Annotated in this window: 11 protein-coding genes; 7 read left to right on the forward strand and 4 right to left on the reverse strand. The window is 55.0% G+C overall.

The window, feature by feature from the left end:
• Window positions 1-119 precede the first annotated feature (119 nt).
• Genes hemY through hemC form a run of 4 tightly spaced genes read right to left on the reverse strand, consistent with a single transcriptional unit; the run spans window position 120 to window position 4,143 of the window.
• The gene (gene hemY, locus NR177_RS21390; protein WP_063877894.1) at window positions 120-1,316 is read right to left on the reverse strand and encodes a protoheme IX biogenesis protein HemY; all 1,197 of its coding nucleotides are present in this window, start codon (window positions 1,314-1,316) and stop codon (window positions 120-122) included.
• 2 nt (window positions 1,317-1,318) lie between these two features.
• Window positions 1,319-2,452: a uroporphyrinogen-III C-methyltransferase gene (gene hemX, locus NR177_RS21395; RefSeq protein WP_096012935.1), complete on the reverse strand. Its 1,134-nt coding sequence runs from the start codon at window positions 2,450-2,452 to the stop codon at window positions 1,319-1,321.
• A 24-nt stretch (window positions 2,453-2,476) separates the two neighbouring features.
• Window positions 2,477-3,205, reverse strand: a complete 729-nt coding sequence (gene hemD, locus NR177_RS21400) for a uroporphyrinogen-III synthase (RefSeq protein ID WP_109717896.1) — start codon at window positions 3,203-3,205, stop codon at window positions 2,477-2,479.
• On the reverse strand, window positions 3,202-4,143 hold the full coding sequence (gene hemC, locus NR177_RS21405) for a hydroxymethylbilane synthase (RefSeq protein WP_109717960.1): 942 nt from the start codon (window positions 4,141-4,143) through the stop codon (window positions 3,202-3,204). The genes hemD and hemC overlap by 4 nt, the downstream gene beginning before the upstream one ends.
• A gap of 311 nt (window positions 4,144-4,454) precedes the next feature.
• Here hemC and NR177_RS21410 point away from each other — a divergent pair, with 311 nt between their 5' ends.
• The 7 genes from NR177_RS21410 to uvrD all read left to right on the forward strand — a co-directional run bounded on the left by NR177_RS21410 (window position 4,455) and on the right by uvrD (window position 12,746).
• Window positions 4,455-7,013 (forward strand): class I adenylate cyclase, encoded by a 2,559-nt coding sequence (locus NR177_RS21410; protein ID WP_096012937.1) that lies wholly within the window; start codon window positions 4,455-4,457, stop codon window positions 7,011-7,013.
• A 136-nt stretch (window positions 7,014-7,149) separates the two neighbouring features.
• On the forward strand, window positions 7,150-7,359 hold the full coding sequence (locus tag NR177_RS21415; protein WP_063877898.1) for a lipoprotein: 210 nt from the start codon (window positions 7,150-7,152) through the stop codon (window positions 7,357-7,359).
• A 29-nt stretch (window positions 7,360-7,388) separates the two neighbouring features.
• Entirely contained in the window at window positions 7,389-8,213 is an 825-nt protein-coding gene (gene dapF / locus NR177_RS21420; protein WP_063881073.1) for a diaminopimelate epimerase, read from the forward strand.
• Window positions 8,210-8,914 (forward strand): DUF484 domain-containing protein, encoded by a 705-nt coding sequence (locus tag NR177_RS21425; protein ID WP_063877899.1) that lies wholly within the window; start codon window positions 8,210-8,212, stop codon window positions 8,912-8,914. The genes dapF and NR177_RS21425 overlap by 4 nt, the downstream gene beginning before the upstream one ends.
• On the forward strand, window positions 8,911-9,816 hold the full coding sequence (gene xerC, locus NR177_RS21430) for a tyrosine recombinase XerC (protein WP_256853599.1): 906 nt from the start codon (window positions 8,911-8,913) through the stop codon (window positions 9,814-9,816). Before NR177_RS21425 ends, xerC begins: the two co-directional genes overlap by 4 nt.
• A complete protein-coding gene (gene yigB / locus NR177_RS21435) occupies window positions 9,813-10,529 on the forward strand; it encodes a 5-amino-6-(5-phospho-D-ribitylamino)uracil phosphatase YigB (protein WP_256853600.1) in 717 nt (238 codons plus the stop codon). The genes xerC and yigB overlap by 4 nt, the downstream gene beginning before the upstream one ends.
• A 54-nt stretch (window positions 10,530-10,583) precedes the next feature.
• Entirely contained in the window at window positions 10,584-12,746 is a 2,163-nt protein-coding gene (uvrD, locus tag NR177_RS21440; protein WP_096012939.1) for a DNA helicase II, read from the forward strand.
• The last annotated feature ends 51 nt before the right edge of the window (window positions 12,747-12,797 follow it).

Here is a 12,797-nt window from a genome sequence, read left to right on the forward strand (position 1 = left end):
GGGTCCATGATGAACATGAACCCTTTTTACACCTGCCACTGGATCGGTCAACCGATCCTTAAATGATCGGCATTAGGGCTAACCCGGTTTTTTTATGTGATGCGCTAAGGTGCTATCAATCAGGCATCGGGATTGTTTTTCAACGTCAGCAACAGGCCTTCACGGCGCATCTTTGCCGCGTCTTCCGGGCGACGCAGGCGATCGTAAACATCCGCCAGCCAGGCGTAGTCAAATGCGTCAGGGCGCTGAGCCAGCGCCTGCTGAAGTGATTCTGCTGCCTGCTCCCACTCGCCGTGACGCATCAGCAACTGCCCCAGGGTGCTGTGCAGTAAAGGCGTGGCACCATGTTGTTTGATTTGCTGGCGTAAGGCTTTTTCCAGTGCTTCTGGATTGCCGCTCTTGATACGAGGCATCAGCAGTACAAGGCGGTCGTCGTAATGACGCTTCAGCCCATCCAGCAAAATCTCCTGCGCGGTGTCGTGATCGTCACACTCAATTAAATGGTCAATCATCGCCACCTGCAATGCTGTCTCATGACGTGTTTTACGGCTCAGATTGCCCCACCAGCGTTTCAATCCTTCGCTGCCCTGATCGGCCATCGCCTGGTTCATCAGGCCCAGCCAGGCTTGCTGCTGTAGCAGGGTGCGCTGCTCTTCGGTTCCGACCTGTGATTTTTCCATGGCGGGAAGAATGTCCAGCAGTGCGCTCCAGGCGTTGGTGCGAACATAAGCCTGCTCAGCCAGACGAAGCACTTCCGGGTGACGTGGCGCCACCTCAAGCAGGCGGTCGATACTATGGCGCGCGGCATGATCTTCATGACGAGCCAACTGAATGCGGGTTCGGGTAATCTCAACCGGAATCACGTCATTGCCTGCCAGTTCAGCCGCGCGTTCAAGATGTTGGTTGGCCCGCATCTCATCGCCACGCTGCTGTGCGGCTTCCGCCGCTAACAGATAGTTAGCCACGGGAACATCAGCATGCTCGGCGTCTTTAGACAGGAGTTTTTCAACCTGCCTGAAATCGCCTTCTGCCAGCTTAAGCAGGGCATTTTGCGTATGGCGCTGGGCACGACGGCGCTTACGACCGGTGAACCAGCCGCGGGTACGCGCCCCGGTACGGAAAAGACGGCGCAGTATCCATTCAACCGCCAGAATCACTAACAGGCTGATAATCAGGATAATGGCCAGGCCTGTTACGCTGGTTTCAACGTTCCAGTTGTCGGTCTGAATCAGCACGTAGCCCTGATGGCCCGCGATCATCGGCCCCAGTACAATGCCGGCAATCAGCAGGACAAAGAGGATAAATACCTTAAGCATGATTAGCCTCCCTGCTGGTTAGCGGCGGCAGAGGGTTGTGCCATCAGGTTACGAACGCGGGTTTGCATCAGCTTATCAAGCAACGGCTGGCTTTCCAGGCTGTCCGGCAGGTCCATATTAATGTTCTGCTGGCTTAATTCATCCAACTGAGCCAGAAACGCTTTCGTCGAGGCATCATTGGTGTCATACCATGCACGTACCCATGCAGAGACGGTTTCGAGCGATTGCTTGTAAATCTCTTCCTGATGGCGCGGCACGGCCTGAGCCGCGATCAGCAGGCGAGAGCGGATGTTCTCGCGCAGGTAAACATCCTGATTCGGTGCCAACAGCGGCTGCGCCGTATTATCGCGGCGGCGGATGGTAATAAAGTCATCCATAAAATTATGCCAGCTTTTCACCAGGTTCTGACGCCATTCACGGATGGAACTGGATAGTTCACCGCTGTCGCTGTCCATGGGCGCTTCATCGCTATCGTTATCCGCCAGACGCAGGTTATCCACACCGTTTGATAACTGGTTAAGTTTCAGAATGATGCCGTCATAATCCACCTGAGAGAGGGAGGAAAGCGTACTGATATCCTGGGTCAATGCACGACGAACGTTCATGACGCTGGGATCGTTCATGTCTGCCAGGCTGGCATCGGCACTTTTCAGCAGCGCCGCAGCGGTAGTCACATCCTGGTCGCTCCACAATTTACGACCGGCCAGCTTCACCAGGTAATCCGCCTGGGCCACTAACCAACTGCGTACGTCGTTACCTGAAATGGACGCCATCTTTTCACGCAACGTTTCCAGCTCTTTCGCCGAAGCAGCCTGCTGCGACTGGGCGGTCTCCAGCGTTTTCTCTGCGGCATTCAACTGCTGAGTGAGTTGCTGTTTGTCGCTGTTCGCCTGTTGCTGCAGCTTTGCCAACTGGTCGCTCAGATCCTGGTTGGTTTGCGCCTGCCGTTCGGCCTGGTGCTTATCGTTCAGGTATAACCCTGCGCCAATCGCCAGTGCAATGACGATCGCGACTGCACCCAGCACCATGCCGCCGTTATGACGCTTACGCGGTGATTTTTCCTGGGTAGAAGAGGGGCGATCAACCGCTGGAGTGGTTTCTTCAACCACGGCGGAGGTGTCTTTTTGTTCCGTCATATCTGGCACATCCCATTGTTAAGTTCAACATAACGCGCGCAGCAGCGCATCGTTATCGGCACCATCGGCTACCTGAATCGTCTGCCAACCAAGATTGGCGGCCAGGGAAGCCAAACGTTCGCTGACGACAAGCAGTCGGCAGCGGAGCAGCCATTCCTCACGATCGACCTCGGGGAACAGCGAATAGAGCTGATGCAACATCTCACCGCTGGTCACAACCAGCGTGTCAATATTACGATCGCGCCAGCGACGGCCTTCAATGGCACCGTCATAGTGTTTTTGGCAACGTTGATAGCACTCCGCATAGGTGACCTGTGCGCCGCGTGCTATCAGTGTTTCAGCCAGCAGCTCGCGCCCCTGGTTTCCTCGCAGGATAAGCGCGTGCTTACCCGCCATTTGCTGCAGTGTCGCCAGTTTTATTAACTCTTCACTGGTTTCGTGCGCATGAGGGTAGGTCACCTGCAAACCACTGATCGTATGAAAAGCCAAAGCGGTACTGCGACCAATTGCATAATAGTCTACGTCGGCGGGCCATGCGTTGATGGCGTGCTGTGCAAAGTGAATAACCTGCTGCGAAAGCAGGAAGACCAGGTCGCCGCGTTTCAGTGTGGTAAGGGCTGCCGGTAACTGCTGCAGATCGTTACCCGGGGCGAATTCAATCAGCGGCAGGCTCCACGCCTGTTTACCCTGAGCGTGCAGGCGTGAGACCAGCTCAGCCGCTGCGGGTTCCGGGCGTGTCACCAGAATGGTCATACGGGAGGTTGTCCCTGGTAAACGTCGCGCAGAATTTCACGCGCGCCGCTGTTGAGCAACTCGTCTGCCAGCGAAATACCCATCTGTTCTGCCTGATCGCGTGGTCCACGGCGCTCACCGCTCACCACGACGCTACCATCAGGAGCGCCCACCAGGCCGCGAAGCCAGAGTTCGTTACCTTCAAGCACGGCAAAGCTGCCGATGGGAACCTGACAGCCGCCTTCAAGTCGGGTATTCATGGCGCGTTCGGCTTTCACACAGACCGCCGTATCGTCGTGATTCAATGCCTGTAACAATCCAATTAAGGTGCTGTCGTCTAGCCGACATTCAATCCCTACTGCACCCTGACCCACGGCCGGCAGAGAAACGTCCGCAGGTAGCGGCTGGCGAATGCGATCGGCAAGGCCCAGGCGATTCAGTCCGGCGGCGGCAAGAATAATGGCGTCATATTCGCCGGCATCAAGCTTGCTCAAACGTGTTCCCACATTACCGCGCAGAGAGCGTATCACCAGGTCTGGACGACGAGCGCTAATCTGGCACTGACGCCGTAAGCTGGACGTACCAATAACGGCACCCTGTGGCAGCGCATCTATCGACGCGTAGTGATTGGAGACAAACGCATCGCGCGGGTCATCACGCTGGCAAATGGTGACCAGGCCCAGCCCTTCCGGGAACGCCACGGGCACATCTTTCATCGAATGCACGGCCAGATCGGCCCGGTTTTCTAACATCGCCTGCTCAAGCTCTTTAACGAAGAGCCCTTTACCGCCCACTTTTGCCAGCGGTGTATCAAGAATGATGTCGCCCTTTGTCACCATAGGCACCAACTCCACGCGCAGGCCGGGATGGGCACTGAGCAAACGCTGCTGTACATATTGTGCTTGCCACATGGCAAGGGGACTTTGTCGTGTAGCAATTCTGAAAATTTTGTTTAACATGCCGTTAACCATTTAGATCGTTCATCGAATATCCTATCATCGTTGAGGGAATGCTGTCAGTTTCAACGGATTGAAAAGAACCGCCCGTAGATTAAACCTGACATATCAGGCAGTAATCTCAGGCTATGAGCAGAGTGAGCGAAAAGTAGACGAAACCGTGCTAAAATGTCGGTAGCGTAACTTTCTTTACGGTCAATCCGACGAGTGATAGATTGATCACGTTTCCAGCAATTATCTGCACGACACTCAATTAATAAGTAGCAGATAGCGGGAACAGGGTTTTTAACTCCAGGACAACCAGGCGAAACGTCTTGTACCTCTACATTGAGACACTAAAACAGAGACTGGATGCAATTAACCAGCTACGCGTTGACCGCGCTCTGGCTGCCATGGGACCCGCTTTTCAGCGCGTCTACAGCCTGCTTCCGATCTTACTACATTATCAACATCCGCTGATGCCGGGTTACCTTGAAGGTAGCGTTCCCCACGGCATCAACGTCTTCACGCCTGATGAAAACCAGCTGCAACTGCTCGCAGAGTTAACGGGCGAACAGGAACTTTCCCTGGTCGAAGCGCCGAAAGGCGAGTTGCCCATCACCGGTATCTATTCGATGGGGAGCACCTCCTCCGTCGGGCAAAACAGCGTGTCCGATCTGGATATCTGGGTTTGCCATCAATCCTGGCTGGATAACGAAGAACGCCTGAATCTGCAGCGTAAATGTGCGCTGCTGCAAAAATGGTGTGCCTCACAGGCCATCGAAGTCAGCTTTTTCCTGATTGATGAAAACCGCTTCCGCCACAATGAAAGCGGCAATCTTGGTGGCGAAGATTGCGGTTCTACCCAGCATATTTTGCTGCTGGATGAGTTCTATCGCACAGCGGTGAGAATGGCCGGTAAACGTATTCTGTGGAATATGGTGCCTGGCGAAGAAGAGCATCATTACGATGACTATGTGATGTCGCTCTATGCGAAAGGCGTACTCACCCCGAACGAGTGGCTGGATTTGGGCGGGCTCAGCACGCTGTCAGCCGAAGAGTATTTCGGTGCCAGCCTGTGGCAGCTGTATAAAAGTATCGATTCGCCCTATAAAGCAGTGCTGAAAACGCTGTTGCTGGAAGCCTATAGCTGGGAATACCCGGACACCAAACTGCTGGCAATGGATATCAAACAGCGTTTGCACGACGGGGAGATCGTCTGCTTCGGTCTTGATCCCTACTGTATGATGCTGGAGCGCGTAACGCACTACCTCACCAGCATTGACGATCAGCCCCGCCTCGATTTGGTCCGCCGTTGCTTCTACCTGAAAGTTTGCGAAAAACTGACGACCGAGGAGCACCAGCAGCGCAGTGGCTGGCGCCGTGAGATTCTGTCGCAACTGGTTAAAGCCTGGGGATGGGATGAGGAAAAACTCGCCATTCTGGACAACCGCGCAGAATGGAAAATCGAGCGCGTGCGTGAAGCACACAATGAATTGCTGGATGCGATGATGCAAAGCTATCGCAACCTTATTCGTTTTGCCCGTCGCAACAATTTAAGCGTCAGCGCCAGCCCGCAGGATATCGGCGTGCTGACCCGTAAATTGTACGCCGCTTTTGAAGCGCTGCCCGGCAAGGTGACGCTGGTCAATCCGCAAATTTCCCCCGATCTTTCGGAACCCAACCTGACCTTTATTCATGTGCCACCTGGCCGTGCTAATCGCCCGGGTTGGTATCTGTACAACCAGTCGCCGGATATGAGTTCGATCATCAGTCACCAGCCGCTGGAATATAACCGCTATCTTAACAAGCTGGTGGCCTGGGCCTGGTTCAATGGGTTACTGACCAGCAAAACGCGCCTGCACATCAAGGGCAATGAGCTATGCGATTTGGCGCGTCTGCAGGAACTGGTGGACGATGTTTCCAGCCATTTCCCGCTGCGTCTGCCTGCGCCAACGCCTAAGGCGCTTTACAGCCCGTGTGAAATTCGCCATCTGGCCATCATCGTTAACCTTGAGCACGATCCGACCTCGGCGTTTCGTAACCAGGTGGTGCACTTCGATTTCCGCAAGCTTGATGTGTTCAGCTTTGGCCAGCAGCAGCAGTGTTTGATTGGCAGTATCGATCTGCTGTATCGCAACTCATGGAATGAAGTTCGTACACTGCACTTCAGCGGCGAACAGGCGATGATTGAAGGGCTGAAAACGATTCTTGGCAAAATGCATCAGGATGCTTCACCGCCTGACACCGTGGAGGTGTTCTGTTACAGCCAGCATCTCCGTGGATTAATCCGTACCCGCGTGCAGCAGCTGGTGTCAGAATGTATTGAACTGCGTCTTTCCAGTACGCGTCAGGAGCCTGGGCGTTTCAAAGCACTGCGCATGGCCGGCCAGACCTGGGGACTGTTCTTTGAACGCATGGGTGTGTCGGTTCAGAAGCTGGAAAATGCCGTTGAGTTTTATGGTGCCATCTCCAACAACAAGCTCCACGGCCTGTCGATTAAGGTCGAGTCGAATCAGACGCCATTGCCGCCTGTGGTCAATGGCTACGCCAGCGAAGGCATCATCCAGTTCTTTTTTGAGGACACCACCGACGATCGGGGTTTCAACATTTATATTCTGGATGAAAGCAACCGTGTTGAGGTGTATCACCACTGCGAAGGCAGTAAAGAAGAGCTGGTGCGTGACGTTAGCCGTTTTTACTCCTCGTCACACGATCGCTTCACTTACGGCTCAAGTTTTATCAATTTTAACCTGCCGCAGTTCTATCAGATCGTGAACACCGGCGAACGTTATCAGGTCATTCCATTCAGAAATCAGGCACTCACCGAACTCTGTGCCTCGCAGCCTGATAACGACAACAACGATTATCAGCCGCGCTATCAGGTGCATTGAGTTCTACAGGCCCGCTGTGACGCTATCTTTAGGGCTTGCCACAACGCTCACGTGATTTGCTGGCATTTCCTGTTGCTTTTCCACCTTCAACTGCGATGATAAGCATCCAGGTCACAGGATATGAAGAGCATAAAGAATGAAGAAAGTGATAAGCCTGTTAGCGATGACAATGGCACTGACAAGCCTTGCAGGCTGTGGATTGAAAGGACCGCTCTACTTCCCACCGCAGGACACGCCAAAACAAACTGCGCCGACGCCAGCATCAACGCAAAAACAGAAAACCGACGCGTCTAAAGCGGATGTGGGTGGTCTGGTGACGGGTGATTCAAGCTCACAAATGAAATAACACTTATGGCGCATCCGGCGGAGCAAAAAATGCAGTTCTCCAAAATGCACGGTCTCGGCAATGATTTTATGGTTGTGGACGCCGTGACGCAAAACGTCTTTTTTTCGCCGGAATTGATCCGCCGGCTGTCCGATCGCCATTTGGGGATTGGCTTCGATCAGTTACTGATTGTCGAACCGCCTTACGATCCCGATCTCGACTTTCACTATCGCATTTTTAACGCTGATGGCAGCGAAGTCGCGCAGTGTGGTAATGGCGCACGCTGCTTTGCCCGTTTTGTTCAGTTAAAAGGGCTAACCAATAAAAGCGATATTCGCGTGAGCACCCAGGCGGGGCGCATGGTGTTAAGCGTTACGCCAGACGATCTGGTGCGCGTGAATATGGGCGAGCCCAATTTCGAACCCCAGCAGGTGCCTTTTCGCGCCAATAAAGCCGAGAATCTATATCTGCTGCGCGTCGCGGAGCAAACGGTGATGTTCGGTGCCGTCTCTATGGGCAATCCACACTGCGTGATCCAAGTGGAAAGCACGACCACTGCCCAGGTTGAGCTTTTAGGCCCGGTTCTGGAAAGCCATGAACGGTTCCCGGAGCGCGTCAACGTTGGCTTTATGGAAATCATTAATCCGGAGCACATCCGGCTGCGCGTCTATGAGCGCGGTGCAGGCGAAACGCAGGCATGCGGCAGTGGTGCCTGCGCAGCGGTGGCCTGTGGTATCCAGCAGGGTATTTTAAGCCAGAAAGTACGCGTTGATTTGCCAGGCGGCTCGTTACATATCGCCTGGAAAGGCGTCGGACAGCCGCTCTATATGACCGGCCCGGCCACACATGTTTACGATGGGTTTATTCACTTATGAAAAATATCGAAGAGCAGGCGGAAAATGCTGTCCTGCTGGACGATCAGGCCGTCAGTGACTATCTGCGACAGCATCCTGACTTCTTTATGCGCAACGCGCGTCAGGTCGAACAGATGGCGGTGCCGCATCCGGTTCGCGGAAGCGTATCGCTGGTGGAATGGCACATGGCGCGCCAGCGCAACCACATTCAGCGGCTGGAAGAAGAGATCACGCTGCTGATGGAGCAGGCCACCGCGAACCAGCAGTTATTCGCGCGACTGCTCTCGCTGCAAAGTCACCTGGCCGCCGCCAGCTCATTGCAGGATATGCTTAATCGCCTGCACCGCTGGGCGCGCGATCTTGGCCTTGCGGGCGCTAATATCCGCCTGTTTAATGACCGGTGGCGGCTGGGCGCGCCGTCTGACTTTGTGCAACTTGGCCTGGCGCGTCAGGCTTTCGAACCTCTTCGCATTCAGCGCTTCGGTAATGAACAGCACTATCTGGGCAGTATTAATGGCCCGGAGCTGTTGCTGTTGCTGCCGCAGGCAAAAGCCATTGGTTCAGTTGCCATGTCGTTGATGGGTGACGACGGTGAGCTTGGCATCATTATCTTCAGTAGCCGTGACAGCCTGCACTATCAGTCGGGTATGGGAACTCTACTGCTGCAACACCTTTCACAGATGATGCCTGCGTTGCTGGAACGCTGGGTGGAGCGCGCATGAGCAGCGTGTTGCAGGAAACCGTTGACGGCTTTCTGCGCCACCTGAAGGTTGAACGCCAGCTCAGCCCTCTGACCCTGAGCAGCTACGCGCGTCAGCTTGCCGCACTGGTGACGATTGCCGACGAGATGAAAATCAGCGCATGGTCACAGCTCGATCCGGCTATGGTCCGCAGTATGGCGGCCCGCAGCCGGCGCGCAGGTCTGGCCGCCAGTAGTCTGGCGCTGCGCCTGTCCGCATTGCGCAGTTTTCTTGACTGGCAGGTGAGCCAGGACATGCTGCCTGCCAATCCGGCGAAAGGGATCGCCACACCGCGCAATGGCCGCCACCTGCCAAAAAATATCGACGTTGATGATGTCAGCCAGTTGCTGGATATTGACCTTGATGATCCGCTGGCAATACGCGATCGCACCATGCTGGAAGTCATGTATGGCGGGGGATTACGTCTTTCCGAGCTGGTCAATATGGATTGTCGTCATGTCGATCTTGAGGCGGGCGAAGTGTGGGTGACAGGAAAAGGCAGCAAGGAGCGACGCGTGCCGATTGGCCGCACCGCCGTTAGCTGGATTCAGCAGTGGTTGCCGCTGCGTATCGCGTTTAATTCCGCAGATGATGCGCTGTTTCTCTCCAGTCGCGGCTCTCGTATCTCGGCGCGTAATGTGCAAAAGCGTTTTGCTGAGTGGGGGATTAAGCAGGGTCTGACCAGCCACATTCATCCCCATAAGCTGCGTCACTCTTTTGCCACCCACTTGCTGGAGTCGAGCGGCGATCTGCGTGGCGTGCAGGAATTACTGGGCCATGCGAATCTCTCGACCACACAAATCTACACCCATCTTGATTTTCAGCACCTGGCCTCGGTGTATGATGCCGCCCATCCCCGCGCCAAACGAGGAAAGAGTGAATGAAGTTTTATCGCCCTCTGCGTGACATTAAAGCAATCACTTTCGATTTAGATGACACGCTTTATGACAACTATCCTGTGATTCGCAAAACCACAGAAGCATCCCATGCCGCCCTGCAGGCTTTCCATCCGGCACTGCGTCACGTTACGCCTGACGACGTGGCCGAATCACGTAAACAGCTATGTTTACGTGAACCCGATATCTACCATGATGTGTCTGAATGGCGTCGCCGTTCGGTAGAACATGTTATGTGTCATGCCGGTTTAACGGCAACCGAAGCCGCCAGGGGCGCGGCGCAGGTAATGGATGTGTTTCATCAGTGGCGCAGCCAGGTGGATATGCCGGCTGAAACGCATCACACGCTGAAAGCCCTGGCGAAAAAAGTGCCGCTGGTGGCCATCACCAACGGCAATGCCCAGCCTGAAAAACTCGGCCTGGCAAACTACTTCCAGTTTTCACTGCGGGCAGGACCGGATGGACGCGCCAAGCCGTGGCAGGATATGTATCATTTGGCTGCGCAACGCCTTGATATCGCCCCAGAATATATTTTGCACGTCGGCGACGATCTCACTACCGATGTGGCTGGCGCGATTCGTTTTGGCATGCAAGCTTGCTGGATTAATCTGCGTAAGGGCAACCTGATGCACATTGATGATGCCCGCCTGCTGCCACACGTTGAAATTTCACAGTTGGCATCACTGACCTCGCTGTTATAATGGCTGTAAATTTATCCAGTCTTATGCTTCGCATTTTCTGACTTATTGGTGCTTATGGACGTTTCTGAACTGCTCGACGGTTTGAATGACAAACAGCGCGATGCCGTTGCGGCCCCGCGCAGTAACCTGCTGGTGCTGGCGGGCGCGGGCAGCGGAAAAACACGCGTTCTGGTGCACCGTATCGCCTGGCTATTGTCGGTAGAAAACTGTTCGCCGTACTCCATTATGGCGGTGACCTTTACCAACAAGGCGGCGGCAGAGATGCGCCACCGTATCGAGCAGCTCATTGGCACCAGTCAGGGCGGAATGTGGATAGGGACGTTTCATGGCCTGGCACACCGTCTGCTGCGTGCTCACCATCTTGACGCGGGTCTGCCGCAGGATTTCCAGATCCTCGACAGTGAAGACCAACTGCGGTTGCTGAAGCGCCTGATCAAAGCGATGAACCTGGATGAGAAGCAGTGGCCTGCGCGCCAGGGCATGTGGTACATCAACGGCAAGAAAGATGAAGGTTTGCGGCCAAAGCATATTGAGAGCTACGGCAATCCGGTAGAACAAACCTGGCTACGGATTTATCAGGCCTATCAGGAAGCCTGCGATCGCGCCGGGCTGGTCGACTTTGCAGAACTGCTGCTGCGGGCGCATGAGCTGTGGCTAAACAAACCCCACATCCTGAATCACTACCGCGAGCGTTTCACTAACATTCTGGTGGATGAGTTTCAGGATACCAACAATATTCAGTATGCCTGGATTCGCATGCTGGCGGGCGACAGCAGCAAAGTGATCATCGTCGGTGATGACGATCAGTCCATTTACGGCTGGCGCGGTGCGCAGGTGGAAAATATCCAGCGCTTTTTGAAGGATTTCCCCGGCGCGGATACCATTCGTCTGGAACAAAACTACCGCTCGACCAACAACATCCTGAAGTCTGCGAATGCCCTGATCGCCAACAACAGCGGTCGACTGGGTAAAGAGCTGTGGACCGACGGCAGCGATGGTGAACCCATTTCTGTCTACTGTGCCTTTAATGAGCTGGATGAATCACGCTTTGTCGTCAACCGCATCAAAGCCTGGATGGAAAACGGCAATGCGCTGGCGGATTGCGCCATCCTGTATCGTAGCAATGCCCAGTCGCGCGTGCTGGAAGAGGCCCTGCTGCAGGCCAGTATGCCGTACCGTATTTATGGTGGTATGCGCTTTTTCGAGCGTCAGGAAATCAAAGATGCGTTGGCCTATCTGCGACTGATGGCTAACCGCAACGACGACGCGGCCTTTGAGCGAGTCGTGAATACGCCAACGCGTGGTGTGGGCGACCGCACGCTGGATGTGGTACGTCAGACGGCACGCGAAAAACAGATGACCTTATGGCAGGCAACGCGTGAGCTGCTCCAGTCGCGCGCCCTTGCCGGCCGCGCGGCCTCAGCGCTGCAGCGCTTTTGTGAGCTGGTGGATTCACTGGCGAGCGAAACCGCGGAGATGCCGCTGCACGTGCAGACCGACAGAGTTATCAAGGACTCTGGCCTGTGGATCATGTACGAGCAGGAAAAGGGTGAAAAGGGCCAGGCCCGTATCGAAAACCTTGAGGAACTGGTGACGGCCACGCGCCAGTTCAGCTACCAGGATGAAGATGAAGATCTGATGCCGCTCCAGGCATTCCTGTCCCATGCGGCCCTCGAAGCCGGGGAAGGGCAGGCGGACAAATGGCAGGACGCGGTCCAACTGATGACGCTGCACTCTGCGAAAGGGCTGGAGTTCAGCCAGGTGTTTATCGTCGGCATGGAAGAGGGCATGTTCCCGAGCCAGATGGCGCTGGATGAAGGGGGGCGACTGGAAGAAGAGCGTCGCCTGGCTTACGTCGGCGTCACGCGCGCGATGATGAAGCTCACGCTGACCTACGCCGAAACCCGCCGTCTCTACGGTAAAGAAGTCTACCATCGGCCCTCGCGTTTTATTGGCGAGCTGCCCGAAGCCTGTGTCGAAGAAGTGCGCTTACGCGCCAGTGTAACGCGCCCGGTCAGTCATCAACGCATGGGCACGCCGATGACCAAAAGCGACACGGGATTCTCGCTGGGGCAACGGGTTCGTCACGCCAAGTTTGGTGAAGGCACTATCGTTAATCTGGAGGGCAGCGGTGAACACAGCCGTCTGCAGGTGGCGTTTCAGGGCCAAGGGATCAAGTGGCTGGTGGCAGCCTACGCCAAACTGGAAACCGTCTAGTCGCGTGTTGACGACTTTTTCGTCTCAGCGTAACATGCGCGCACTATTATC

Source organism: Pantoea sp. Fr+CA_20 (assembly GCF_024520835.1).
Lineage (GTDB): Bacteria > Pseudomonadota > Gammaproteobacteria > Enterobacterales > Enterobacteriaceae > Pantoea > Pantoea allii.